The following is a 23,994-nucleotide window of genomic DNA, read 5'->3' as shown; positions in this document are numbered from 1 at the left end:
GGCAGTCCTTGGCTCACGCCGTCGGTTCGACGGGGTTTTCCGGCACCTGCAGCGCTACCCACTGCCAGAACAGTACATAAGTGACGCCCAGGATCACGGGGCCAATGAACAGGCCGATGATGCCTTTGACCACCATCCCGCCCAGTGCCCCGATCAGCACCACCGGCATCGGCACGTCCACCCCGCGCCCCAGCAGCAGCGGTTTGAGCACGTTGTCGGCAAGCCCGGCGACGAAGGTATAGATGGCGAAGATGATGGTCGCCACGGTAAAGCCCTCGGCGTTGAATACGTAGATAATCACCGGCAACGTGATCAGCGTGGCGGGGGCCTGGGCAATCCCCAGCATGAGGATGACGATCGCCAGCATCCCGGCACCCGGTACCCCTTTGATGACGAAGCCGACGCCGATCAGCAGCATCTGGATGAAGGCAATGCCGATCACGCCCTGGGCCACCGCGCGAATGGTGGCTGTGCACAGCTTGGCCAGTGGCTTGCCGCGCTCCTCGCCCGATACCCGCATGGCGATACGCTGAGCCGCGATTTCACCGCGTTGCCCGAAAGCCATGATCACCCCCGAGATGATGATTGCACCGATGAATAGCAGGAAGGCCCCACCAGCGCTGGCCGCCGCCCCCAGTACCGTGCGCCCTGCCCCCTTGAGCTGGGGCATCCACTGGTTCAGCACACTGGCCATGTTTTCGGAGGCCGCCAGCCACAGGGCATGCACCTTCGGCCCGATCAGTGGCCAGGCCGCCACCGACTCGGGAGGTGCCGGCACGCTCCAGGCACCGCTCTTGAGCAGCGTCACCAGGCTGTCCACCGATTCGCCGATGGACATCACCACCAGGTAGATCGGCACCAGCAGCACCACCAGTACCAGTAGAACGACCAGCGTCGCCGAAAGCCCGTCCTTGAGCCCTGTGCGGCGCTGGATGCGGCAATGCAACGGGTACAAGGTCACCGCCAGGATCACCGCCCACAACATCAGCTCCAGGAACGGCTGGAACGTCTGGAAGGCGAAAATCACCAGGGCGGCCACCAGGCCGGCCTTGATGAGTACATCGAGCAAGCCCCGCGACAGGCTGCTGTCCAGCTTGATACCCGGCTGCATGCTTCACCTCCGAATCAGGTGCGCCATGTGGCGCGTTTCAATGGCCCGTTTCAGGGCTTGCCTGGGCTGGGCTGTCGTCACGCAACTGCCGCGCCAGGGCCATCATTACCAAGGGCACCACCGCCATCGACAAGGTGATGGCCAGCACCAGCAGGTCGTGCACCTGCTGCGCCAGCACCTGATGGTCCAGCGCCAGCTTGAACACCACGAAAGCAAACTCGCCGCCAGACGCCAGCACCACGCCCAGGCACAATGCCTGGGCCTGGTTGAGCCCACCGGCCATGCGGCCCAGGCCATACAGCAGCGGCAGCTTGATGACCACCAGCAGCAGGGTCAGCCCCAGCACCAGCAGCGGCATGCCGAACAGCAGACGCAGGTCGGCGCTCATCCCCACCCCGACGAAGAACAGCCCCAGCAGCAAACCCTTGAGGGGCTCGATCTGGGATTCCAGTTCGTGGCGGAAAGGCGACTCGGCCATCAGGACGCCCGCAAGAAATGCCCCCAGTGCCATGGACACACCCACGTGCTCCATCACCCAGGCGGTGCCCAGCACCACCAGCAAGGCGGTAGCGGTAGACAGTTCGGGCAGGCCCGAACCGACTGTCCATTTGAAGACAGGGGTCAGCAGGTAGCGGCCAAAGATGATCACCACACCTATGCCAACCGCCACCGCCAGCATCGGCCAGGCACCTTCGTCGGCGGTACTGACATCACCACCGAGCAGTGGCACCACGGCAATCAGCGGGATCGCGGCAATGTCCTGGAACAGCAGGATCGCCACAGCGAGGCGGCCGTGCGGCTTGCCCAGATCCTTGCGCTCGGCCAGTACCTGCAGGCCAAACGCGGTGGACGACAACGCAAGGCCCACCCCCAGCACGATGGCAGCCGGCTTCGATTGGTCGAACAGCCAGTACGCCAGCAGGCCAAGCACCACAGCGCTCAGGCCCACTTGTAGCGAGCCAACGCCAAACAACGCGCGGCGCATGCTCCACAAACGCCGCGGCGACAGCTCCAGGCCGATGACGAACAGCAGCATCACCACGCCCATCTCCGACAGGCGCGCCACGTTATCCGGGTTGTTCAGCAGGCCAAACACCGATGGCCCTATCAGAATGCCCGCCAGCAGATAGCCAGGCACCGCCCCCATTTTCAAACGCTGCGCCAGCGGTACCAGAAGTACCACGGCCAGCAAAAACACCACCGTCGCCTGTAGCAGGCTGCCGTCATGTGGCATAGGTTTGCACCCTCGCTGCTCCCCGCAGGGAGGGGATCAGAAACGCTGTTCCACTTCTTTGAACGGGTAGGCAACGGCCTTGTACTTGCCGATCTTGCCGCGTCTGGGCAGCTTCACTGCCTGCTCTCGGGTGATGTCCTTGTAGGGAATGCGTGTCAGCAGATGGCTGATGATGTTCAGCCGGGCACGCCGCTTGTCGTTGGAGTGGGCCATGAACCAGGGCGCCCAAGCGGTATCCGAGGCGGCAAACATCTCATCACGGGCCTGTGTGTAGTCATCCCAGCGGGTGTAGGACTTGAGGTCCATGGGCGACAGCTTCCACAGCTTGCGGCCGTCGTTGATGCGGTCCTGCAGGCGCCGGGTCTGCTCTTCGGCGCTGACCTCGAGCCAGTACTTGATGAGGATGATGCCCGACTCGACCATGACCTTTTCGAACAGCGGCACGCCAGCCAGGAACCGGTCGGCCTGTTCGTTCGAGCAGAAGCCCATCACCCGTTCGACCCCGGCACGGTTGTACCAGCTGCGATCGAAGATCACCACTTCACCTGCGGCCGGCAGATGGCCGACATAGCGCTGCAGGTACATCTGGGTCTTTTCCCGCTCGGTCGGCGCCGGCAGTGCCACCACGCGGAATACTCTGGGGCTGACACGCTCGGTGATGGCCTTGATGGTACCGCCCTTGCCGGCACCGTCGCGGCCCTCGAAGACAATGCACACCTTCAGGCCCTTGGCCACCACCCACTCCTGCAGCTTCACCAATTCCACATGCAGCTGCTTGAGTTCCTTCTCGTAGGCCTTGCCGCCCAATTTCTCCGACTGGTCCTTGGCGTCTTTCTTCCTGGACGACTTCGACATGGCACTCTCCTGAGGGCGAATGAAGAGTCAGTATGGTCGATCCATGGCAGTTTGCCGCTTCGCTTGTTGTTTTCGCAGGTTGTGCGTCTAGTCGATTGATTTGTTGGGTATTCGGCTGACTGTGGGAGCGGGTTCACCCGCGAAAGCGTCGGCAGCTTCACTGACGCATTCGCGGGTGAACCCGCTCCCACAGGAACGCGCCAGCCTTTAGAAATCGAGTAAGACAGTTGCTCCCACAGGGTAGGGTGTGGCCTCGAGGCCGGATTACTTGGCCAGCTTGTTGTAGCTGGTCATCAGGTTGCGGTAATCCGGAATATGGTTGGAGAACAGGGTCCCCAGCCCTTCGATGTCATTGCGCCAGTCACGGTGCAGCTCGCAGGCCACGCCGAACCAGGTCATCAGTTGCGCACCGGCGGCCTCCATGCGCCGCCAGGCCGAGTCACGAGTCAGTTCGTTGAAGGTGCCGGAGGCGTCGGTGACGACGAATACCTCGAAGCCCTCCTCCAGAGCCGACAGTGCCGGGAAGGCCACGCACACTTCAGTCACCACGCCGGCGATCAGCAGCTGCTTCTTGCCGGTGGCCTTGACGGCCTTGACGAAGTCCTCGTTGTCCCAGGCGTTGATGTTGCCGGGGCGGGCGATGTACGGGGCGTCGGGGAACTGCTCTTTCAGTTCGGGCACCAGCGGGCCGTTGGGGCCGGTCTCGAAACTGGTGGTGAGAATGGTCGGCAGCTTGAAGTACTTGGCCAGGTCCGACAGGGCCAGGACGTTGTTCTTGAAGCGGTCGGGGTCGATGTCCCTTACCAGCGAGAGCAGGCCGGTCTGGTGGTCGACCAGCAGCACGGCGGCGTTGTTCTTGTCCAGACGCTTGTATTGGAAGGCCATGACGGTTCTCCTTGCTTCAGCAGGTTGGGATTATCAGCGTAGGCAAGGATGAGGGGTGGGTGGGACCGTCAGTCGGTTCGCCTGCCGAGGCCGGCGATGGGGCCGCACGGCGGCCCCTGCAATGCTCAGCCGAGCACCTTGCCAGCCACCTCATCGACCGCCGCCTTGGTGATGGCGACGATCTTTTCGGCATCCTCCTGGCTCAGCACCAACGGCGGTGCAAAACCGAGAATGTCACCATGCGGCATGGCCCGGGCGATCATCCCGCGCTCAAGGCACGCTGCCGACACCTGTGGCCCTACTTTCAACGCCGGGTCGAACGCCGTGCGCGCCTCGCGATCGGCCATGAACTCGACCGCGCAAAGCATGCCGTCACCCCGTACTTCACCTACCAGCGGGTGGCCTTCGAAGGTTTCGCGCATGCGCCGGTTGAGGTAAGCCCCCACCACTTCGGCATTCTCGGTCAGGTTCTCGCGCTCGAGAATATCCAGGTTGGCCAGCGCCGCCGCTGCGCAAATCGGATGCCCGGAGTAGGTCCAGCCGTGGCCCATGGGGCCGGCTTTCTGCGAGCCTTCTTCGATCACGTTCCACACCTTCTCGCCAACGATCACGGCCGACAGAGGCGCATAGGCGCTGGTCAGGCCCTTGGCCGTGGTGATCAGGTCCGGGCGGATGTCATAGCGCTGGCTGCCCATCTTCGAGCCCAGGCGGCCGAAGGCGCACACCACTTCGTCGGCGATCAACAGCACGTCGTAGCGATCAAGCACCGCCTGGATCGCCTGCCAGTAACCCTTGGGCGGCACGATGATGCCACCGGTGCCCATCAGCGGCTCGCCAATGAACGCGGCGACGGTGTCGGGGCCTTCGGCCAGGATCAGTTGCTCCAGCTCGTCGGCGCAGTAGCGCACGAAGGCCTGCTCGTCCATGCCGGCCGGTGCCTTGCGGTACCAGTGCGGGCAGACCGTATGCTTGACGCCCTCCACCGGCAGGTCGAAATGCTGGTGGAAGCTGGGCAGGCCGGTAAGGCTGCCGGTCATGATGCCCGAGCCGTGATAGCCACGGTCGCGCGAGATGATCTTCTTCTTGAGTGGACGCCCCAGGATGTTGTTGTAGTAACGCACCAGCTTGACCTGGGTCTCGTTGGCATCGGACCCCGACAAGCCGTAATAGACCTTTTTCATCCCGGCCGGCGCCCAGTCGATGATGCGGCTGGAAAGCTCGATGATCGCCTCGGTCGAGTGGCCGACGTAGGTGTGGTAATACGCCAGCTCCTTGGCCTGGCGATGGATGGCGTCCGCGACCTCGGTACGCCCGTAACCGATGTTCACGCAGTACAGGCCGGCGAAGGCGTCGATCAGTTCGCGGCCTTCGTGGTCACGCAGGCGGATGCCCTCGGCACCGGTGATGATCCGGCCCTTGAGCGCGCCGCTGGCGTGGTCATGGGCGTGGGTCGAAGGGTGCATGAAGTGGGCGCGGTCCTGATCGAACAGCTGGCTGAAATCTTGGCTCATGGCAAACACTCCTTAGAACTGACCGTGGTGGTGCAAGCAAACGTATTTGGTTTCGACGAAGGGTTCGAAGCCCTCGCTGCCGCCTTCGCGGCCCAGGCCCGAGGCTTTCATGCCGCCGAACGGGATGGGGTGGCCGGTGAACTTGACGCCGTTGATCGCCACCATCGCGTGGTCGAGCCGGCGCACCAGCGGGTGCACCACATCGAGGCGGTTGCCGACGATGTAGGCAGCCAGGCCGTACTCGGTGTCATTGGCCATGGTGATGGCCTGCTCCAGCGTGTCGAACGGCATGACCCCGGCAATCGGCGCGAAGTTTTCTTCCTGGTAGATGCGCATCGCCGGCGTGACATCGGCAAGCACCGTCGGCTGGAAGAACCAGCCACCCAGCGCATGGCCCTCGCCACCGACCAGGCGCCGGGCGCCACGCTGCAGGGCGTCCTCGACCCGGGCCTGGGTGGCATCGAAGGCGGCCTGGTGCATCAGCGGGCCGACCTCTGCCGCCGTCTCTTCGCCATCGACCATCGCCGGGCCAACCTTCAGCGCCCGCACTGCTTCTGCAAAGCGCACCAGGAATGCTTCGTACAACGGCCGCTGCACCATGATCCGGTTGGCCGCACAGCAGTCCTGGCCAGACGTCTGGAACTTGGCTGCCACGGCCACCCGTACGGCCAGCTCCAGGTCGGCATCGGCGCAGACGATGAACGGCGCGTTGCCGCCCAGCTCCAGCGCCACTTTCTTCACATCCTGAGCCGCGGCTTGCAGCACCAGCTTGCCGACCCGGGTCGAGCCGGTGAAGCTGACCGCCCGCACGCGGCTGTCGCGCACCAGGGTTTCCATGGCCATCTGCGGCTCGCCGATCACCACGTTGAACACCCCCGGCGGGAAGCCGGCGTCCTCTGCCAGCTGGGCCAGGGCCAGCGCCGAGAACGGTGTTTCGTGGGCCGGCTTGACCACCACCGTGCAGCCGGCCGCCAACGCCGCAGCCGCCTTGCGGGTGATCATGGCGCTGGGGAAGTTCCACGGGGTGAGCAGCGCGCAGACCCCGACGGGCTCCTTCAGCGTACTCAGCTGGGCACCCGCAATATGGCTGGGGATGGTCTGCCCGTTGAGGCGCCGGGCCTCCTCGGCAAACCAGGGGATGAAGCTTGCCGCATAGGCGATTTCACCGCGTGCTTCGGCCAGCGGCTTGCCCTGCTCCTCGCTGAGAATGCGCGCCAGCGCCTCCTGGTGCTCGAGCATCAATTCGGCCCAGCGCCGCAACAGCGCAGCGCGGCTGTCCAGGCTCTGCTGGCGCCAGGCCGTGAAAGCCCGATGGGCGGCATCCACTGCAGCGACGATCTGCTCGTGGTCAAGCAGTGGCACATGGCCGATCACCTGGCGGTTGGCCGGGTCATGCACGGCGATGCTGTTGCCGCTGTGGCTGTGCAGCCATTGGCCATCGACGTGGCACAGGCTGTTGAATGGGTAGTGGTGTGACATGACTGTTCTCCATACCTCGTTGTCTTGGCGCCAGGTTCAGGCCAGTACGTCGGCGATCACCGCCAGGGTGTCGCCGCACTGCACCAGCCCGGGAAAGTGCCGGGCTGCGAGCAAGCCACTGCGGCGGGCGCGGTACTCGACCGGGGCACTGCCGGTGCGGCGGATGTCATGGATACGGGCGATCACTTCACCCTGGCTGACCGTTTCGCCCAGGTCGCGGCACATCTCCAGCAAGCCGTCGTGCTCGCTGGCGATGAAGCAATCGCCATCGGGCATGTCCAGCAGGGTTGTCTCGCCCTGCTCCACTTCGCCGGCGAGGATGCCGGCGTGGATCAGCACATTGCGCACGCCACGCTCCGCCAGGGCCACGCTTTTCGCCGTGGAGGTGCCACCACCGCCCAGTTCGGTGGTGATGAACACCTTGCCCTGCTCTTCTGCCGCGGTGTCGTACATCGCCTGCGCATCCAGCTCGAGCATGCGCATGCTGTAGGGCGCGGCGAAGGCCCGCATGCCGGCTTCACAGCGGGCCTGCTGGGCCTTGTCGGGCAGTACATGGCATGCAGCGAACGGCAGGAAGTCGAGGGTGCGACCACCGGAGTGGATGTCCAGGACGATATCGGCCAACGGCAGCAAGGTGCGGCGGAAATAGTCGGCGATCTTTTCCGTCACGCTGCCATCAGGCCGGCCAGGGAAGCTGCGGTTGAGGTTGCCCCGGTCGATCGGCGAGGTGCGGGTGCCCGCCTGGAACGCCGGTGTGTTCATGAACGGCACGATGATCACCCGCCCGCTTACCTGCCCGGCCTGCAGCTGCTGGGCCAGCTTGCTCAGCGCCACCGGGCCTTCGTATTCGTCACCGTGATTGCCGCCCGTGAGCAAGGCTGTCGGGCCATTGCCGTTCCTGACCACCGTCAGCGGAATCATCACCGCCCCCCAGGCCGAGTCGTCACGCGAGTACGGCAGCTTGAGGAAGCCGTGCTGCACGCCGTCCTGCTCGAAATCCAAGGTACAGGTGATGGGGTTGGCCACCGTGGCGGCGGCCTGTGCGATCGCATTCATGGGTCAGTCCTTCACGAACAGCTGGCGCGGCACGTTGCACAGGGTCTCGACCCCGGTCTCGGTGATAAGGATGCTTTCGGTGATCTCCAGGCCCCAGTCATCCATCCACAGCCCCGGCATGAAGTGGAAGGTCATGCCCGGTTGCAGCACGCTGGTGTCGCTCGGGCGCAGGCTCATGGTGCGCTCGCCCCAATCTGGCGGGTAGCTGATACCGATCGGGTAACCACAGCGGCTGTCCTTGTGTATGCCGAACTTCTCCAGCACGCGGAAGAACGCCCTGGCGATGTCACCGGTGGTGTTGCCTGGCCGCGCGGCATCGAGGCCGGCCGCGATACCTTCGACCACCGCCTTTTCGCCATCGAGAAAGTGTTGCGGCGGCTTGCCCAGGTACACGGTGCGCGACAGCGGGCAGTGGTAGCGCTTGTAGCAGCCGGCAATCTCGAAGAACGTGCCGGCGCCGCGGGTGAACGGGGAATCGTCCCAGGTAAGGTGCGGCGCGCTGGCATCAGCGCCAGTCGGCAACAACGGCACGATCGCCGGGTAGTCGCCGCCATGGCCATCGACACCGAGGATGCCGCTGCGGTAGATCTCGGCCACCAGCTCGTTCTTGCGCATGCCGGGCTCGATACGCTCGAGGATGCACCCGTGCATCTTTTCGACGATGCGCGCAGCGATGCGCATGTATTCGATTTCCTGCGGCGACTTGACCGCCCGCTGCCAGTTGACCAGCCCGGCGGCATCGCTGAAACGCGCCTGCGGCAAGTGCTTGCACAGCGCCTGGTAAGCCGCCGCGCTGAAGTAGTAGTTGTCCATCTCCACGCCGATGCTCAGGCCGCCCCAGCCCTTGGCCAGAATCACCTCCTGGCACAGGTAGTCCATCGGGTGGCGCTCGCGTGACTGCACATAGATGTCCGGGTAGCCGACGATGTTGTCGTGCTGCATGAACACCGTGCGCCTGGCGCCGTTGGCGTCCTGGCCGCGGCCAAACCAGACCGGCTCGCCATCGAGCGCCAGCAGCACGCACTGGTGCACGTAGAACGACCAGCCGTCATAGCCGGTGAGCCAGGCCATGTTCGATGGATCGGTTACCAGCAAAAGCTCCAGGCCCTGTGCCTGCATGGCAGCGCGGGTCTTGGCCAGGCGCTGGGCGTACTCCTGCCGACTGAACGGCAGGTTGACCACTGTCTGTGACATACGGATGCCCTTCTTGTGAGTGGGTTGCGAAAACTGTCAGCTGTTAAACGCCAGGCCTTTGTGGGCGGCGATTGCGCGTTCGAAGGCAAGGTTGGCGATGGCGGTGTCCTGGGCCCCGGTGCCGGTCAGGTCGCACAGGGTGACCTCTTCGGCCTGTACGCGGCCCGGGTGCAGGCCGGCGATGATCTGGCCCAGCTCGGAATGAACGGCCTGTTGGCTGACTGCGCCAGCGCGCAAGGCGTGGTGCAGTTCGCCCAGCACGCGGGTCTGGCTCAGGCGGTCGGCGACATAACGGTCGAGCCGGGCCAGGGCCGTGGGCGCGATCTCGTTCTTGTGCTCGGCATCCGAGCCCATGGCGGTGATGTGCAGCCCCGGTTGCAGGTGATGCGGCTGGATCAGCGGCTCGCGGCTGGGGGTACAGGTGATGGCGATATCGACCGCCTGCATGGCCTGGTCGACACTGTCGCAAGCCTTTACCTGCAGTTGCCCATCGCGCCCCAGGTCATCACATAACGCTGCGGTTCTCTGCGCATCGCGCCCCCACACCTTGACCTGCTCGATCGGCCGCACCAGGCGCAGTGCCTGCAGCTGCAGGCGTGCCTGTTCGCCACTGCCGATCAGGGCCACGCTGCGGCTGTCCTGCCGCGACAGCCAGCGTGCAGCTACCGCACCGGCTGCAGCGGTGCGCACGGCTGTGAGGTAGCCATTGTCGAGGAGCAAGGCATCGAGCAGGCCAGTGCGGGCTGACAGCAGCATCATCATGCCGTTGAGGCTGGGCAGGCCAAGCTTGGGGTTGTCGAAAAAGCCCGGGCTGACCTTGATCGCGAAACGCTCCAGCCCCGGCAGGTAGGCGGTTTTCACATCTACCTCGCCGTTGTGCTCGGGCACATCCAGGCGCAGGATCGGTGGCATCGCCACCTTGGCCGTGGCAAGCAGGGCAAAGGCCTGCTCGATAGCATCGATCGCGTCGCGGTCGAGGGTGATGCAGCTACGCAGGTCGGCTTCGCTGAGCAAGGTGATGGCCGGCATTCGAATACCTCCAGTGAAGGAAACGTGAGTTTCAGGCGTCGCCGCCGTTGATGACGCGCTGATGCTGTGCGCTGTCGACGTTGCGCCCGCTGACCACCACCACGACCGGGCCGCGGGCCGTCACCAGGCCGTCGAGCAGCGCGGCGATGCCGACCGCGCCGGCACCTTCGAGTACCAGCCGTTCGTGCTGGTAGGCGTGGCGCATGCCATTGGCGATCGACGCTTCCGGCAGCAGGTGAAGGTGGTCGAGCAGACGCTGGGTCATGCTCAGGGTGTGCTGGTTGCCCAAGCCGATGCCGCCGCCGAGCGAGTCGGCAAGGGTCGGCAGTTCCTCCACCTCGACCGGTTTGCCGGCCTGCAGGCTGGCGTACATCGCCGCGCCGCGCTGCATGCTGATGCCGTGGGTGGTGATCGCCGGCTTGATGCTTTTCATGGCCAACGCCACACCCGCGAACAGGCCACCACCGGACAGCGGAATCAGCACCTGCTCCACCTCGGGCAACTGCTCGATGATTTCCAGGCCCAGCGTGCCCTGGCCGGCGATGACCTGGGGGTGATCGAAAGGTGGAATCAGCGTTGCGCCCTGTTGCTCGGCATGTTGTTGCGCGGCCTGTTGGGCATCGTCCTGGGAATGGCCGATGACGCAAACTTCGGCACCCAGGTCGCGGATGGCCTGGACCTTGTTGGCTGGCACCAGTTGCGAAAGAAACACGGTTGCCTTCACACCCAGTTGCGCAGCAGCGTGGGCCACCGCCCGCCCGTGATTACCGGTGGAGGCCGTAACCACGCCGCATGCGCGTTGTTCAGCGCTGAGTACGGCGATGGCGTTGCTGGCGCCGCGCAGCTTGAAACTGCCGGTGGTCTGCAGGGCTTCGAGCTTCAGGTAGACCGGCGTACCCAGGCGCCGTGACAGGCTGGGGGAAAGTTCCAGCGGCGTGCTGCGCACCAGGCCGTGGATACGCTGGCGGGCGAGGTAGAGATCGTGAAGCGAGAGCACTGACATGACCGGGACCCAACAAGTGAGCTGATGTTGGGCGGAGTGTATGAGGCGAAAATTGTCACGATGAATGTACTAGGGCAATTTGCCGGGGAATTTGTTTTTGCCTGCGCCGGCCTCTTCGCGGGTAAACCCGCTCCCACAGGAATCGCGCATTTCCTGAACCCCACACGGAACCTGTGGGAGCGGGTTTACCCGCGAAGAGGCCGGTACAGGCCGCTCAAAGCTCGTGGATCTGCGGGTACTGCCCGAACAACTCCCGCATATCGCCCAAGGCCTGGCGCAGCTTTGCGTCCGAACACTCGGCGCCCACGCACAAGCGCACGGCCCGTGGCCGCGGTGTACCGCGCACCAGGAACGGCTCCGGTGGCGTCACCGCAATCTGCCGGCGGCGCAAGGCACGTACCAGGCTGTCCACTTCCCAGCGCTCGGGAATGTTCAGCCACGCACCTAAGGCATGGGCGTGCTGGCCACGTACATATTCCCCCAGGTACTCACGCAACAACGCCTGGCGCTCGCCCAGCAAGGTGCGCTGCAACGCCACCAACTGCGCCGCGCGCCCGTCATTGATCCAGCGCGATGCAATCTCCGCCACCAGGGGTGTAGCCATCCAGCTGTTGACCCGCAAGATGCTCTCGGTGCGCAGCGCCAGGCGCTTGGGCATGGCCAGGTAGCCCACGCGCAGGCCGGTCAGCACCGACTTGGTCATGCTGGTGCAGTAGAACGACAGTTCCGGCGCATAGGAACTGAGCGGCCTGGCATGGCTGCCACCCAGTAGCGGCCCGTAAACGTCATCTTCGATGATATGCACGCCAAAGCGCCGGGCAATTTCGGCAATCTCCTGGCGCCGGCTGTCGGGCATCAGGCTGACGGTCGGGTTGTTGAGATTGGGCGTGCACACCAGCGCGGTCACCCGCTCGTTGCTGCAGATGTCCTCGAAATGCTCCGGGTTGATGCCCTCGCGGTCCATCTCCAGGCCTTTGAGGGTGAAGCCGAGCACCTGTGAATTGCCAATCACGCCATGGTCGGTCAACCCCTCGCACAGCACCACGTCATCCGGCCCGGCCAGCGAGGCCAGGGCCAGGAAAATGGCGTGGGCGGCGCCGTTGGTGACCAGCACATCGTCACGCTCGACCTGCATGCCCAGGCCGGCAAGCCAGCGTACCGCGGCCTCGCGGTGGCTCTCGAAACCGGCGATGGGCCGGTAGGCATGGATCCACGGCTGCTCCTCTTCCACGGCCAGCTCGGCGCAGGTGTCGCGCCAGATGCGCTCATGCACCTGGGTGTGCAGGATGCGGGTGATGGAGAAGTCGACCAGGGTACGCTCGGGCAGGTCGATGATGTCATCCGACACACGGTCGCTCATGCGCCGGCTGACGAAACTGCCACGGCCGATCTCGCAACGCACCAGGCCTTGGCGTTCCAGCTCCTTGTAGGCATTGGTCACGGTCTGCACGCTGATGCCCAGGGCATCGGCTACCTGCCGCTGCGGTGGCAGGCGCTGGTCATGTACCAATACGCCGCGCTCGATCTCGCTGGTGACGGCCTGCACCAGGATCTTGTATTTGGACTCGCCGATGCGGGCGGCGTCCAGGGCTGCCTTCCAACTGTGCATCATGATGTTCGCTTCACTTGCCGGGGCCAGGGTCACAGCATCCCCTGTACATGTGCCCCGGGCAATTGTCCTAGTGCAATGCCATCGCCGTTTCAGCTTTTGTATGCTCGGCCCAAGGTCGAACTCCCGCTGCCTGGCAGCTTCGAACAAACGACCCACCCTGCTTTCGCTGTTTTGCTCCACTGCCTCCTAACACAGAGCCGTCGACGACGGTTTTTATAACAAACAGGAGTTTCATTGATGAGCCAGCCTTTCAACGTTCCACGCCCCTTCCAGCGCCTGCTGATGGCCTGTGCCACCTTCGGCGTGCTCGCCAGCGCCCAGGCCGCGAGCCTGGACGAGATCAAGGAAACCAGCCATATCCGCATCGGCTACGCCAACGAAACCCCGTTCGCCTTCACCGAAACCGATGGCCGGGTAACCGGGGAGTCACCGGAAATCGCCAAGGTCATCTTCGAGAAGATGGGCATCAAGCAGGTCGATGGCGTGCTCACCGAGTGGGGTTCGTTGATCCCAGGCTTGCGCGCCGGGCGCTTCGATGTGATTGCCGCCGGTATGTACATCACCCCGGCACGCTGCAAGCAGGTGATCTTCACCGACCCGCAGTACGCCCTGCCCGACACCCTGCTGGTGGCACAGGGCAATCCGAAGAACCTGCACAGCTACGCCGACATCGCCAGGAACCCGGACGTGAAGCTGGCGATCATGGCCGGCACGGTCAACCTCGCCTATGCCCGCGACTCCGGCATCACCGATGCGCAGATCCTTCAGGTGCCGGACACCACCGCCCAGTTGCAGGCCGTGCGCGCCGGCCGTGCCGATGCTGCCGTGGGCACCCAGCTGACCATGAAGGGCCTGGCGAAAAAGGGTGGCGACAAGGTCGAGGCGATCAGCGACTTCACGGATGACCCGGCCCACACCGGCTACGGCGCCCTGGCCTTCCGCCCCGAGGACAAAGCGCTGCGCGATGCGGTCAACGCCGAGATGAAAAAGTGGCTGGGCAGCGAGGAGCATCTGAAGACCGTCGCACCGTTCGGCTTCGATCGCAGCAACGTGACAGACAAGACCGCCGCCGAGCTCTGTGCCCAGCAGTGAATCGAGGTGGCATGGCGCTTGCCATGCCAGTCCCTGTGTAATCCGATTATTCAGGTCGAACCATGGGTGAATTGATACCGTTGTTACTGCAAGGCGCCTGGGTCACCATCCAGGTCACCTTCTTCGGCTCGCTGCTGGCCATCGTCGCCGCGATCCTCGCCGCCCTCGGCCGGCGTTCGTCATGGCGGCCATTGAGCTGGCTGTGCGTGGCCTACATCGAGCTGTTCCGCGGCACCTCGTTGCTGGTGCAGTTGTTCTGGCTGTTCTTCGTATTGCCGCTGCCACCGTTCAACCTCGAACTCAGCGCCTACACCGTGGCCATCGTCGGCCTCGGGCTGCATATCGGTGCCTACGGTGCCGAAGTGATGCGCGGGGCGATCAGCTCGGTGGCCAAGGGGCAGTACGAAGCCTGCACCGCGCTGAACATGCCCGCCACCATCCGCTTCCGAAGGATCATCCTGCCGCAGGCATTGCTGGCGGCCATCGCACCTGGCACCAACCTGCTGATCGAACTGCTGAAAAACACCTCGCTGGTGTCACTGATCACCCTGTCGGACCTTAGCTTCCGCGCCCGTCAGCTGGACCAGGCGACCTTCCAGACCCTGGAAATCTTCAGCCTTACCCTGCTGCTCTACTTCGTCCTGGCGCAGGTCATCAACTTCCTCATGCGTCGGGTCGAACGGCGCCTGAGCCGCGGTCGCCTGCGGGGGAGCCTGTCATGAATTTCTGGGACTGGAACTACGTCGCGCAAATCCTGCCCGACTTGCTGCAGGCGTCGCTGAAAACCCTGGGCATCACCTTGGTAGGCTTCCTGATTGCGGTGGTACTGGGCCTGTTCCTGGCCATCGCCCGGCGCAGCCGCCAAGCCTGGCTGTCGTGGCCGGTAGCACTGCTGATCGAGTTCATCCGCAGTACGCCGCTGCTGATCCAGGTGTATTTCCTCTACTACGTGCTGCCCAACTACGGGGTCAACATGACGGCCATGCAAGCCGGCATCATCGGTATCGGCGTGCACTACGCCTGCTACCTGGCCGAGGTTTACCGCGGTGGCCTCGACTCGGTGGCGCGCAGCCAGTGGGAAGCGGTGGTCGCCCTCAACTTCGCGCCGTGGACCGCCTACCGGGCAGTCATCCTGCCCCAGGCGATTCGGCCGATCCTGCCGCCGCTGGGCAACTACCTGATCGCCATGCTCAAGGACACCCCGGTGCTGTCGGCCATCACCGTGGTGGAAATCATGCAGCAGGCCAAGAACGTCGGCTCGGAAAGCTTCCGCTACCTCGAGCCGATCACCCTGGTCGGTCTGTTCTTCCTGGCCTTGAGCGTCGCTCTGGCCTACCTCGTTCGGCGCCTTGAAGTGCGCCTGGAGCTCCGCTGATGATCGCCCCTGTGACCCACTTCGCCACTGCCACCGCCACCCAGCCGCTGGACACCCACATGCCCACACCGGCCATCGCTCAACCGATCGTCAGCTTCAAGGACGTGACCAAACGCTACGGCAGCTTCACCGTGCTCGACGGCCTCAACCTCGATGTCGCCCCCGGCGAAAAGGTGGCGATCATCGGCCCCAGCGGCTCGGGCAAGTCGACGTTGCTGCGGGTACTGATGACGCTTGAGGGCATCGACCAGGGCATGATCGAAGTCGATGGCGAATCGCTCACCCACATGCCCGGGCGCAACGGCGCGCAACTCATCGCCAACGAGCGCCATGTACGCAAAGTGCGGGCGAAGATCGGCATGGTGTTCCAGAGCTTTAACCTGTTCCCGCACATGAGTGCCTTGCAGAACGTGATCGAGGCCCCGGTCCAGGTGCTGGGCGTGAAGCCGGCCGAGGCGCGCGAACGGGCAGCCGAGCTGCTGGAGATGGTTGGCCTGGGCAACAAGTTCGAGCATTACCCGTCGCAGTTGTCCGGTGGCCAGCAACAACGCGTGGCGATTGCCCGGGCGCTGGCGATGCGGCCCAAGGTGATGCTGTTCGACGAAGTGACCTCGGCGCTGGACCCGGAGCTGTGTGGCGAGGTGCTGAACGTGATCCGCCGGTTGGGCAGCGAGCACAACCTGACCATGCTGATGGTGACGCATCAGATGGGCTTTGCCCGCGAGTTCGCCGATCGGGTGTGCTTCTTCTATAAGGGGCAGATCCACGAACAGGGGACGCCGGCGCAGATCTACGAAAACCCGCAGCAGGAGCGGACCCGGGCGTTCCTGAGTGCAGTGCGGGAGGCGAACTGACCTGCGATCGTCGCTTCAGTATTTCCCTGTGGGAGCGGGCGCGCCCGCGAACACCGGCGAAGCCGGTGCCATGCACCACGCTGGATTCTTCGCGGGCACGCCCGCTCCCACAGGATGCGCGGCGCGAAACCTACCTTGCAACCCGCCGATATTGCTGTTTGGGGCTCCGTTGTGATTCGGGATCAGTCATTTCGATCAACCCGACAGCCGCCGGGTACAAGTAACTCTTGCGGAATGTGGCACGGTGCGAGAGGCCAAGTTGGTGCATCAATTCGCTACTCTTAATGCAGCAGGCGAGTGCCGCGATAGATGCTTACCCCTCAACGCCGAACCCGCTTTGAATATTCGTTGCAGTCAGATGACAGTTGGATAGCTGAAAGCCCTTTGGGCTGCGCTGTCGCCTAGAGAACTGCATTCGCAAGCGGTCCGCATACCCTGTGGGAGCGGCTTTAGCCGCGAAGAATCCAACGCGGTGCCTGGCACCGGCTGCGCCGGTGTTCGCGGCTAAAGCCGCTCCCACAGGATGCGGCGCGAAACCCAAACAAGCGCAGCCATCACTTCACAAATTTCTGAACTGATTATTTGCCCGCAGCGATTTTTCCCCTCGCCAACCGCCACCAGAATCGCTTCACCACAATCACAAGAACCGTGAGGCCACTCCCGTGGACCAGACACTCCAGGTACGGCAAGCCGCCGCCGACCTCGTTGCCGCGTTCGCCAGCAACGACACTGCTCGCTATTTCGCCTGCTTCAGCGAAGACGCCACCTTCCTTTTCCACACCCTGCCGCAACCGCTGCTGTCGCGCCATGCCTACGAGCAACTCTGGGCCCGGTGGCAGGCCGACGGGTTTGCGGTATTGGCCTGCGAATCGGGCAATGCCCAGGTGAGCCTGCAAGGTGATGTGGCGATCTTCATGCACGATGTGGCCACGCACATCCGCATCGCCGGCGAAGAACACAAGTTGAGCGAGCGCGAGACCATCGTCTTCCGCCGCCACGGCGAACGGTGGCTGGCCTGCCACGAGCACCTGTCGGTCGTATCGCCGGCCTGATCATCCCTTTACGCGGCCCTGCCGCCCTGCCATCGCACCCACAATAAGGCCCGCGTACTGCGCCGGCCCACAACAACCGCGCTGGAGCATCACCATGAGCCACTCGACCGGTATCGAGACCAACGGCGTCGAACAGATCCCCGACGATCAACGCGACGCCTCCCCGCTGGACCTGTTCCGCCTGATCTTCGGCGGCGCCAATACCTTCGCCACGGCCGTACTGGGCAGCTTCCCGGTGCTGTTCGGGCTGTCGTTCCAGGCCGGCGTGTGGGCGATCCTGCTCGGCGTCGTCGTGGGCGCGCTGATCCTCGCGCCCATGGGCCTGTTCGGCGCGCTCAACGGCACCAACAACGCGGTGTCGTCGGGTGCACACTTTGGCGTGCATGGGCGCATCGTCGGTTCGTTCCTGTCGCTGCTTACCGCGGTGGCGTTCTTTTCGCTGTCGGTGTGGAGCTCGGGCGACGCCCTGGTCGGGGGCGCCAAGCGCCTGGCTGGCCTGCCGGAAACCGACCTCACCCTGGGCCTGGCCTACGGCCTGTTCGCGGTACTGGTGCTGGTGGTATGCATCTTCGGCTTCCGCTTCATGCTGTGGGTGAACAAGATTGCCGTGTGGGCATCGAGCTTGCTGTTCCTGCTGGGCATCGTTGCCTTTGCCGGGCCGTTCGATGCTGGTTACGCGGGCAGCGTCAACCTCGGCCAGGCGGGCTTCTGGGCGGCCTTCGTTGGCGCGGCGATCCTGGCCATGAGCAACCCGGTGTCGTTCGGTGCGTTCCTGGGCGACTGGTCGCGCTACATCCCGCGTGAAACGCCCAAGGCGCGCATCATGCTGGCGGTGATCGCGGCCCAGGGCGCGACACTGATCCCGTTCCTGTTCGGCCTGTGCACCGCCACCCTGGTGGCCACCCAGGCGCCGGACTACATCGCTGCCAACAACTACGTCGGTGGCTTGCTGGCGGTGGCGCCAAGCTGGTTCTTCCTGCCGGTGTGCCTGATTGCGGTAATTGGTGGCATGTCCACCGGCACCACGGCGCTGTACGGCACTGGCCTGGACATGTCCAGCGTGTTCCCACGCCTGCTCAGCCGTGCCGGCGCCACACTGCTGATCGGTGTGCTGGCGATCGGCTTCATCTTCATCGGCCGCTTCACCTTCAACCTGGTGCAGAGCGTGTCGACCTTCGCCGTGCTGATCATCACCTGCACCAGCCCGTGGATGGTGATCATGATCCTCGGCCTGATCACTCGCCGCGGCTTCTACCATGCCGACGACCTGCAGGTGTTCACCCGCGGCCAGCGTGGCGGCCACTACTGGTTCCTGCATGGCTGGAACTGGCGCGGCATGGGGGCGTGGATCCCCAGCGCGGCGGTCGGCCTGTGCTTCGTCAACCTGCCAGGGCAGTTCGTCGGCCCGCTGGGCGACCTGGCCGGCGGCATCGACCTGAGCCTGCCGGTCACCCTGGGGCTGGCCGGCGTGCTGTACCTGCTGCTGCTCAACCTGTTCCCCGAACCTGCTGGCGTGTATGGCCCCCTGGGCCCGCGTTGGGTGCGTTGCAAAAGCACCGCGCACACGCCGGTAACCACTGCCGAAATGGCCTGACTGGAAACCGACCATGACCACTTCCCACTACATCGCCGGCCGCTGGGTCGAAGGCCAGGGCAGCGACTGCATCAGCGTCAATGACCCTGCACTGGGGCAACCGTTCGCCGAACTGATGGCCGCCAGCGTCGCCCAGGTAGACCAGGCCGTGACCGCTGCCCGTGGCGCCCTGCCCGCCTGGAAAAACACCAGCGCCAGCGAACGCGCCGCCTACCTGCGCGGTTTTGCCGAACAGCTCGGGCAGCGCCGTGAAGCGTTGATCAGCTTGCAGATGCGCAACAACGGCAAGCCACGTCACGAGGCGGAAATCGACCTGGACGACGCCATCGCCACCTTCGGCTACTACGCCGAACTGGCCGAGCAACTGCCATCGAAGAACCGTGACGTACCCTTGGCTGCACCGGGTTTCACTGCGCGCACTCGCCTGGAGCCGGTGGGCGTGGTCGGCCTGATCGTGCCGTGGAACTTCCCGCTGGTGACCAGCGCCTGGAAGCTCGCCCCGGCCCTGGCTGCCGGTTGCACCGTGGTGCTCAAGCCCTCGGAAGTCACCCCGCTGATCGAACAGGCCTACGGCCAGATCGCCGATGCCCTGGGGCTGCCGGCCGGGGTGTTGAACATCGTCAACGGCAAGGCCGAGACTGGCGCCGCACTGAGCAACCACAACGGCCTGGACAAACTGTCGTTCACCGGCAGCAACAGCGTCGGCAGCCAGGTGATGCGCAGCGCGTCGGCGCAGTGCCGGCCGGTGACGCTGGAACTGGGTGGCAAGTCGGCGATCGTGGTGTTCGATGATTGCGATGTCGACCAGGCTGTGGAATGGATCGTCGCCGGCATCACCTGGAATGCCGGGCAAATGTGCTCGGCCACTTCGCGGCTGCTGGTGCAGGACGGCATTGCCGATGCGCTGCTAACGCGCTTGCAGGCTGCACTGGAAAACCTGCGGGTCGGTAATCCGTTGACCGAAGAGGTCGATATGGGGCCACTGACCAGCCAGGCCCAGTGGTTGAAGGTGGCCAGCTACTTTGCCACGGCGCGGGAAGAAGGCCTGCAGTGCCTGGCCGGTGGCAAGGCGCTGGACCGGGATGGCTGGTTCGTCAGCCCGACGCTGTATGCCGATGTGCCGAAAGACAGCCGCCTGTGGACCGAGGAAATCTTTGGCCCGGTACTGTGCGCACGGCGCTTTGCTACCGAGGAACAGGCGATTGCCGAGGCCAACGACAGCCGTTTCGGGCTGGTGGCGACGGTGTGCTCCGCCGACCTGGAGCGCGCCGAGCGAGTGGCCGATGCGCTGGAGGTTGGCCATGTGTGGATCAACTCGGTACAGGCGGTGTTCGTCGAGACCTCATGGGGTGGTACCAAGGGCAGCGGGATCGGGCGTGAGTTGGGGCCGTGGGGCTTGTCGGCCTACCAGTCGGTCAAGCATGTGACGCGGTGTCTGGGCTGAGATTTCTGCGGCCGCTCCCACAGGGATAGCGCAGGCCTGAAGGGCAGCGCCGTACCTGTGGGAGGGGGTTTACTCGCGAAGAGGCCGGTGCAGGCAACACATGCCATGCGGCCCATTCGCCGGCAAGCCCCTACCCCAGGCGGTGATACACAACCGCTTCATGGCCCGGCTTGTTGTCGAGCAACTCGAACCCTAGCCCGACGACCTTGAACCCCACCCGGCTCAACACCTTGGCGGACGCAATGTTCCGCTTCAGGCAACTGGCCGCCAGGGTATGGATCCCCAGCTCATCAATGGCATACCGGCAAACCCGGCTGGCAGCCTGGGTGGCATGGCCATTGCCCCAGAACGCCTTGCCCAGCCAATACCCCAGCACCGGTGCTGCACCGCCCAGCTCCCGCAACGAAATCACTCCCATCAGCGTTCCCTCATCACGGCAGCAGATCCCCCACACCACCCCTTCCCTGGCCACCCAGAGCTGTGGGTGCCGGCCAATCCAGGCACTCGCCAGGCCTGGCGGGTAAGGAAAGGGAATGAGCGAGGTCATCTGGGCGATTTCCCGGTCCTGCAGCAAGCCCTCGATGGCAGACGCATCGCGCTGGGCGAGGGGGCGAAGCTGCAAACGTGGCGTATACAGTGTGGGTTGCATTCGGTTCTCCCTGCTCGTCGAATAGCTACTGTATGCGCAATCTCGCGGTAGCTGCCGGCTGCGCTGCGACAATATGTGTCACTGGAAATGTGTCACCAACAGGTAACTTTCACGGCCCCCGGCAAAGTCCCACTCCCTGGTCCCCCCAATCACAACACCAGGCCGGACCACCCATGCACCCTCAACGCACCGCCTTGCACAATGAACTGCACGCCCGCCCGTCGCTGTATTTCGACGGCCCGGCGCATGTCTTCCACCTGGCCTTGCTCGGCGGCGACGCTGCTGCCCGGATGCCCTGGACACCGCAACCGCCCAGGGCATCACCCGCCTGGATGGGCATCCGTTCAAGAGGGAGCGGCACACCGAGTTCTTCACCCTGACCCTGGTGGTGCCCTGCACTGCAGCCGGTGCTGGCCGAGGCTATCGCCCCGCAACCCACAGGTACTGCGTATGGCTTGAAGACGACGCGGCCCTTGTGAGAGCCGGCTTGCCGGCGATTGGCTTCACACCGACTCGTCAGCCGAGCGAGCGCCCTCTTGCACCAACACCATGCTCTGCGGCGACGACAAGGAAATGCCTTCATCACGCAGGCGCCCAAGAATGGTGAACAGCAGGTCGCTACGGGTACCAGACACCTGCCGCGGCCCCGCCACGTAACCACTCACGCCAATCACCATCCCGCTGCTAGTCAGGTCCTTGAACGACACCGAGGTGGCCGGCGCATCCAGAATCGCCTCGTGCTCCTGGTAAGCCGCCAGCAGCAATTCACGCACGCGGTTGGCATCGGTCTCCAGCGGCAGCGTCAGCGTAATGCCGACCACGCCCAAGGCATTGCCCATGGTCACGTTGCGCACGTTCTGGGAAATGAACTGCGAGTTGGGCACGATTACCGTCGAACGGTCGGACATCTGGATCTCGGTGGCACGCACGTTGATACGGCGAATGTCGCCCTCGACGCCCGCCAGGCTGACCCAGTCGCCCACCTTCACTGGGCGCTCGGTCAGCAGGATCAGGCCAGAGATGAAGTTCTGCACGATCTGCTGCAAGCCGAAACCGATACCCACCGACAGGGCACTGACTACCCAGGTCAGGCTGGTGAGGTTGATGCGCAGGGTCGACATCACCAGCATGGCCAGGAAGATGAAGCCCAGGTAACCCACCAGGGTCACCAGCGAGGCACGCATGCCGGCGTCCATGTCGGTTTCCGGCAGCAGGCGATCGCTCAGCCAGCGCTTGACCACGCGGATGGCGAACAGGCCGCCGAGGAACATCACCACCGCCAACAGGATGTCCTGGGGGACAATGTTCATGTTGCCGAGCAGCTTGCCGCCGGTTTCGTCCCAATCACCCAGGCTCAGCAGCAGCTCGCTGGGGCTGGTGCCCGATGGCATCAGTGCCAGCAACAACGCCAGAAACAGCACCACGGTGCGGCCGATGCCGGCCAGGATGGTGCTGGCCTGGGCCTGGTGACGTGGCGCCAGGCCCAGGGTCGAGGCCAGCGCCAGGCCGCCGGGTTGGCGGGGCGACAGCAGGGTTTCGCAGAGGTCGCCAAAGAAGGTGGTCAGCAGGTAGGCACAGGTGATCACCAGGCTGACCCACAGCAGCTTGGCAGTGAGGAAGTAGGCCAGTGTCAGGTAACCGGCGAGCAAGGCCAGCAGGATCAGCGTCAGCCAGATCACCATCACGAACGGGATCAGCCCGGCCAGGCCCGTGGGGCGCTCCAGGTCATGCTTGCGCAGGGTGCGGCGGTAACGCAGCAGCGCACCGGCGAAGGTGACCGCCACGACCAGCGCGGTCAGGCCGTTGACCGCCACGGTCAGCGCCAGGCTGGCACCGATCACGCTGTTGATGCGTTCCATGGTCATCATGACCATCAGCGCCAACGCCAGCACCTTGGGGAACCAGCCCAGGGCGCTGGCCACTTCGTCGTGAATCGGCGGCAGGCGCCAGGACGGGCGCTGCAGCATCAGCATGGCGCGGCCCAGGCCGGTAATGAAGGCGCTGAACACCACCAGCGCGAGCACATGGTTGGCCAGGCTGGCGATATCGGAGCCCAGCTCGGCGCTGCTCTCCAGCCCCCAACGCAGTAGCGAGACCGAGCCGGCGATGGTACCCAGGGTTGCCAGGCTCACCCCCAGCGCCAACGCACTGCGGCGCAGGCGGCCTTCGGGTAGCCAGCTGACCATGGCGCCGGCCAGCAGGCGCTCGAGCATGCGACGCACCAGGGTCCATACCAGGATTGCCGCCACCAGGCTGGTAATGAACAGCCAGCGATGCTCGGCGCTGAAGGCGCTGGCAATGGCATCGGCAGTCTCGCCACGCAGGTCACGCAGGCGTGCCACATCGTCCTGGGTGGGGCGAATGATGCTCTGCCAGAACGCCGGGCTCAGCGGTGAGGCCGCGCGGCTGGTGATCTGCGAGTTGAACTGGCTGCGGCGCAGGTTGACGATTTGCGTGGACAGGTCGCGGGCCGACTGGGTCAGCTTGGTCGCCTGCTCCTGCTGGGCTACCAAGGCCTTTTTCTCGGCCTCCAGCTCCTTGCGCTGCTGGGTCAGGGTGGCGGCCTCGTCCGGCTGGACCGGGCCGATGACCTTGAGCTTGTCGTCGACTTTCTCCACATCGGTGGTGCGCAGGGCACTTAACGCATCGGCCTGGCGCTGGACCTGCATGGCGCCCAGGCGCAGTTGCGACAGCAGATCGTCGTTGGCCTCGCTGGTTACCCCCTGGCGAATCTGGTCCAGTCGATCGCTCAACTGCTCGATGCTGGCGTTTTCATCCAGCACGTTCGCTTCGGCAACCGCCAAATTGGACAAAGGCGTGGCCGGGGCCGACCAGACCGGGCTGGCAATGGCCAGCATCAGGGCCATGAAAACCATCAGGCCTGGGCAATAACGGGCAAGGCTGACACGCCTCATCGAATATTCCTCTTTACAATTCGATTTGGCGGGGGATTCTACGCGGCTTC

Annotated in this window: 21 protein-coding genes and 1 pseudogene; 8 read left to right on the top strand and 14 right to left on the bottom strand. The window is 64.5% G+C overall.

What is annotated here, in order from left to right; translation table 11 throughout:
* Positions 1-13: 13 nt before the first annotated feature.
* The 11 genes from RIN61_RS15590 to ehuR form a co-directional block, all read right to left on the bottom strand.
* The gene (locus RIN61_RS15590) at positions 14-1,111 is read right to left on the bottom strand and encodes an AI-2E family transporter (protein WP_215520276.1); all 1,098 of its coding nucleotides are present in this window, start codon (positions 1,109-1,111) and stop codon (positions 14-16) included.
* Between the two features lie 37 nt (positions 1,112-1,148).
* Positions 1,149-2,345 (bottom strand): monovalent cation:proton antiporter-2 (CPA2) family protein, encoded by a 1,197-nt coding sequence (locus RIN61_RS15585; protein ID WP_313852729.1) that lies wholly within the window; start codon positions 2,343-2,345, stop codon positions 1,149-1,151.
* 36 nt (positions 2,346-2,381) lie between these two features.
* Positions 2,382-3,200, bottom strand: coding sequence for a polyphosphate kinase 2 (gene ppk2, locus RIN61_RS15580; protein ID WP_112251973.1), 819 nt, complete (start codon positions 3,198-3,200; stop codon positions 2,382-2,384).
* Between the two features lie 264 nt (positions 3,201-3,464).
* Complete coding sequence (gene ycaC / locus RIN61_RS15575) at positions 3,465-4,085, bottom strand: isochorismate family cysteine hydrolase YcaC (RefSeq protein ID WP_010951959.1); 621 nt, start codon at positions 4,083-4,085, stop codon at positions 3,465-3,467.
* Positions 4,086-4,210: 125 nt separating this feature from the next.
* Entirely contained in the window at positions 4,211-5,596 is a 1,386-nt protein-coding gene (locus tag RIN61_RS15570; RefSeq protein WP_313852726.1) for an aspartate aminotransferase family protein, read from the bottom strand.
* Between the two features lie 12 nt (positions 5,597-5,608).
* The gene (locus RIN61_RS15565) at positions 5,609-7,075 is read right to left on the bottom strand and encodes an NAD-dependent succinate-semialdehyde dehydrogenase (protein WP_112251970.1); all 1,467 of its coding nucleotides are present in this window, start codon (positions 7,073-7,075) and stop codon (positions 5,609-5,611) included.
* A 36-nt stretch (positions 7,076-7,111) separates the two neighbouring features.
* Positions 7,112-8,131, bottom strand: a complete 1,020-nt coding sequence (gene doeB, locus RIN61_RS15560) for a N(2)-acetyl-L-2,4-diaminobutanoate deacetylase DoeB (RefSeq protein ID WP_112251969.1) — start codon at positions 8,129-8,131, stop codon at positions 7,112-7,114.
* 3 nt (positions 8,132-8,134) lie between these two features.
* Positions 8,135-9,325, bottom strand: coding sequence for an ectoine hydrolase DoeA (gene doeA / locus RIN61_RS15555; RefSeq protein WP_207878459.1), 1,191 nt, complete (start codon positions 9,323-9,325; stop codon positions 8,135-8,137).
* Between the two features lie 36 nt (positions 9,326-9,361).
* Positions 9,362-10,354, bottom strand: coding sequence for an ectoine utilization protein EutC (gene eutC / locus RIN61_RS15550; RefSeq protein WP_112251967.1), 993 nt, complete (start codon positions 10,352-10,354; stop codon positions 9,362-9,364).
* Positions 10,355-10,385: 31 nt separating this feature from the next.
* On the bottom strand, positions 10,386-11,357 hold the full coding sequence (gene eutB, locus RIN61_RS15545; RefSeq protein ID WP_313852721.1) for a hydroxyectoine utilization dehydratase EutB: 972 nt from the start codon (positions 11,355-11,357) through the stop codon (positions 10,386-10,388).
* A gap of 214 nt (positions 11,358-11,571) precedes the next feature.
* Entirely contained in the window at positions 11,572-12,966 is a 1,395-nt protein-coding gene (gene ehuR, locus RIN61_RS15540; protein ID WP_112252041.1) for a MocR-like ectoine utilization transcription factor EhuR, read from the bottom strand.
* A 240-nt stretch (positions 12,967-13,206) separates the two neighbouring features.
* Between ehuR and ehuB the strand changes: the two genes are divergently transcribed.
* From ehuB to ehuA, 4 genes are all read left to right on the top strand, one after another.
* Positions 13,207-14,061, top strand: coding sequence for an ectoine/hydroxyectoine ABC transporter substrate-binding protein EhuB (gene ehuB / locus RIN61_RS15535; RefSeq protein WP_177421250.1), 855 nt, complete (start codon positions 13,207-13,209; stop codon positions 14,059-14,061).
* Between the two features lie 62 nt (positions 14,062-14,123).
* A complete protein-coding gene (gene ehuC / locus RIN61_RS15530; RefSeq protein WP_046616765.1) occupies positions 14,124-14,783 on the top strand; it encodes an ectoine/hydroxyectoine ABC transporter permease subunit EhuC in 660 nt (219 codons plus the stop codon).
* On the top strand, positions 14,780-15,436 hold the full coding sequence (gene ehuD / locus RIN61_RS15525; protein WP_003256382.1) for an ectoine/hydroxyectoine ABC transporter permease subunit EhuD: 657 nt from the start codon (positions 14,780-14,782) through the stop codon (positions 15,434-15,436). Before ehuC ends, ehuD begins: the two co-directional genes overlap by 4 nt.
* A 59-nt stretch (positions 15,437-15,495) precedes the next feature.
* Positions 15,496-16,290, top strand: coding sequence for an ectoine/hydroxyectoine ABC transporter ATP-binding protein EhuA (gene ehuA, locus RIN61_RS15520; protein ID WP_075046875.1), 795 nt, complete (start codon positions 15,496-15,498; stop codon positions 16,288-16,290).
* A 130-nt stretch (positions 16,291-16,420) separates the two neighbouring features.
* On the opposite strand, the gene RIN61_RS26810 is transcribed toward ehuA, so the two are convergent.
* Positions 16,421-16,558: a Fic family protein gene (locus tag RIN61_RS26810; protein ID WP_353844704.1), complete on the bottom strand. Its 138-nt coding sequence runs from the start codon at positions 16,556-16,558 to the stop codon at positions 16,421-16,423.
* A 394-nt stretch (positions 16,559-16,952) separates the two neighbouring features.
* Here RIN61_RS26810 and RIN61_RS15515 point away from each other — a divergent pair, with 394 nt between their 5' ends.
* From RIN61_RS15515 to RIN61_RS15505, 3 genes are all read left to right on the top strand, one after another.
* Positions 16,953-17,342 (top strand): YybH family protein, encoded by a 390-nt coding sequence (locus RIN61_RS15515; RefSeq protein WP_112251964.1) that lies wholly within the window; start codon positions 16,953-16,955, stop codon positions 17,340-17,342.
* A 94-nt stretch (positions 17,343-17,436) separates the two neighbouring features.
* Positions 17,437-18,936 (top strand): purine-cytosine permease family protein, encoded by a 1,500-nt coding sequence (locus RIN61_RS15510; protein WP_207878455.1) that lies wholly within the window; start codon positions 17,437-17,439, stop codon positions 18,934-18,936.
* A 13-nt stretch (positions 18,937-18,949) separates the two neighbouring features.
* Positions 18,950-20,380, top strand: a complete 1,431-nt coding sequence (locus RIN61_RS15505; protein WP_313852709.1) for an aldehyde dehydrogenase family protein — start codon at positions 18,950-18,952, stop codon at positions 20,378-20,380.
* 130 nt (positions 20,381-20,510) lie between these two features.
* On the opposite strand, the gene RIN61_RS15500 is transcribed toward RIN61_RS15505, so the two are convergent.
* Complete coding sequence (locus tag RIN61_RS15500; protein WP_112251961.1) at positions 20,511-21,029, bottom strand: GNAT family N-acetyltransferase; 519 nt, start codon at positions 21,027-21,029, stop codon at positions 20,511-20,513.
* Positions 21,030-21,202: 173 nt separating this feature from the next.
* Here RIN61_RS15500 and RIN61_RS15495 point away from each other — a divergent pair.
* Positions 21,203-21,463 (top strand): annotated as a pseudogene (locus RIN61_RS15495) (DUF3422 family protein); the annotation flags it as partial.
* A gap of 69 nt (positions 21,464-21,532) precedes the next feature.
* On the opposite strand, the gene RIN61_RS15490 reads toward RIN61_RS15495, so the two are convergent.
* Positions 21,533-23,944: a DUF3772 domain-containing protein gene (locus RIN61_RS15490; protein WP_313852706.1), complete on the bottom strand. Its 2,412-nt coding sequence runs from the start codon at positions 23,942-23,944 to the stop codon at positions 21,533-21,535.
* Between the last annotated feature and the right edge of the window lie 50 nt (positions 23,945-23,994).

The sequence above is a fragment of the Pseudomonas inefficax genome, from assembly GCF_032164165.1.
Classification (GTDB): Bacteria; Pseudomonadota; Gammaproteobacteria; order Pseudomonadales; family Pseudomonadaceae; genus Aquipseudomonas; species Aquipseudomonas inefficax.
Note: the sequence above shows the minus strand (reverse complement) of the source record. Positions and strands in the feature narration are given on the sequence as shown.

Coding starts and splice junctions, on each gene's coding strand:
- RIN61_RS15505 (WP_313852709.1), top strand. CDS start 18,950: ATGACCACTTCCCACTACATCGCCGGCCGCTGGGTCGAAGGCCAGGGC.
- ycaC (WP_010951959.1), bottom strand. CDS start 4,085: ATGGCCTTCCAATACAAGCGTCTGGACAAGAACAACGCCGCCGTGCTG.
- RIN61_RS15585 (WP_313852729.1), bottom strand. CDS start 2,345: ATGCCACATGACGGCAGCCTGCTACAGGCGACGGTGGTGTTTTTGCTG.
- RIN61_RS15590 (WP_215520276.1), bottom strand. CDS start 1,111: ATGCAGCCGGGTATCAAGCTGGACAGCAGCCTGTCGCGGGGCTTGCTC.
- RIN61_RS15500 (WP_112251961.1), bottom strand. CDS start 21,029: ATGCAACCCACACTGTATACGCCACGTTTGCAGCTTCGCCCCCTCGCC.
- doeB (WP_112251969.1), bottom strand. CDS start 8,131: ATGAATGCGATCGCACAGGCCGCCGCCACGGTGGCCAACCCCATCACC.
- ehuD (WP_003256382.1), top strand. CDS start 14,780: ATGAATTTCTGGGACTGGAACTACGTCGCGCAAATCCTGCCCGACTTG.
- RIN61_RS15510 (WP_207878455.1), top strand. CDS start 17,437: ATGAGCCACTCGACCGGTATCGAGACCAACGGCGTCGAACAGATCCCC.
- RIN61_RS15490 (WP_313852706.1), bottom strand. CDS start 23,944: ATGAGGCGTGTCAGCCTTGCCCGTTATTGCCCAGGCCTGATGGTTTTC.
- RIN61_RS26810 (WP_353844704.1), bottom strand. CDS start 16,558: ATGCACCAACTTGGCCTCTCGCACCGTGCCACATTCCGCAAGAGTTAC.
- ehuB (WP_177421250.1), top strand. CDS start 13,207: ATGAGCCAGCCTTTCAACGTTCCACGCCCCTTCCAGCGCCTGCTGATG.
- ppk2 (WP_112251973.1), bottom strand. CDS start 3,200: ATGTCGAAGTCGTCCAGGAAGAAAGACGCCAAGGACCAGTCGGAGAAA.
- doeA (WP_207878459.1), bottom strand. CDS start 9,325: ATGTCACAGACAGTGGTCAACCTGCCGTTCAGTCGGCAGGAGTACGCC.
- RIN61_RS15570 (WP_313852726.1), bottom strand. CDS start 5,596: ATGAGCCAAGATTTCAGCCAGCTGTTCGATCAGGACCGCGCCCACTTC.
- RIN61_RS15565 (WP_112251970.1), bottom strand. CDS start 7,075: ATGTCACACCACTACCCATTCAACAGCCTGTGCCACGTCGATGGCCAA.
- ehuA (WP_075046875.1), top strand. CDS start 15,496: ATGCCCACACCGGCCATCGCTCAACCGATCGTCAGCTTCAAGGACGTG.
- ehuC (WP_046616765.1), top strand. CDS start 14,124: ATGGGTGAATTGATACCGTTGTTACTGCAAGGCGCCTGGGTCACCATC.
- ehuR (WP_112252041.1), bottom strand. CDS start 12,966: ATGCACAGTTGGAAGGCAGCCCTGGACGCCGCCCGCATCGGCGAGTCC.
- eutB (WP_313852721.1), bottom strand. CDS start 11,357: ATGTCAGTGCTCTCGCTTCACGATCTCTACCTCGCCCGCCAGCGTATC.
- eutC (WP_112251967.1), bottom strand. CDS start 10,354: ATGCCGGCCATCACCTTGCTCAGCGAAGCCGACCTGCGTAGCTGCATC.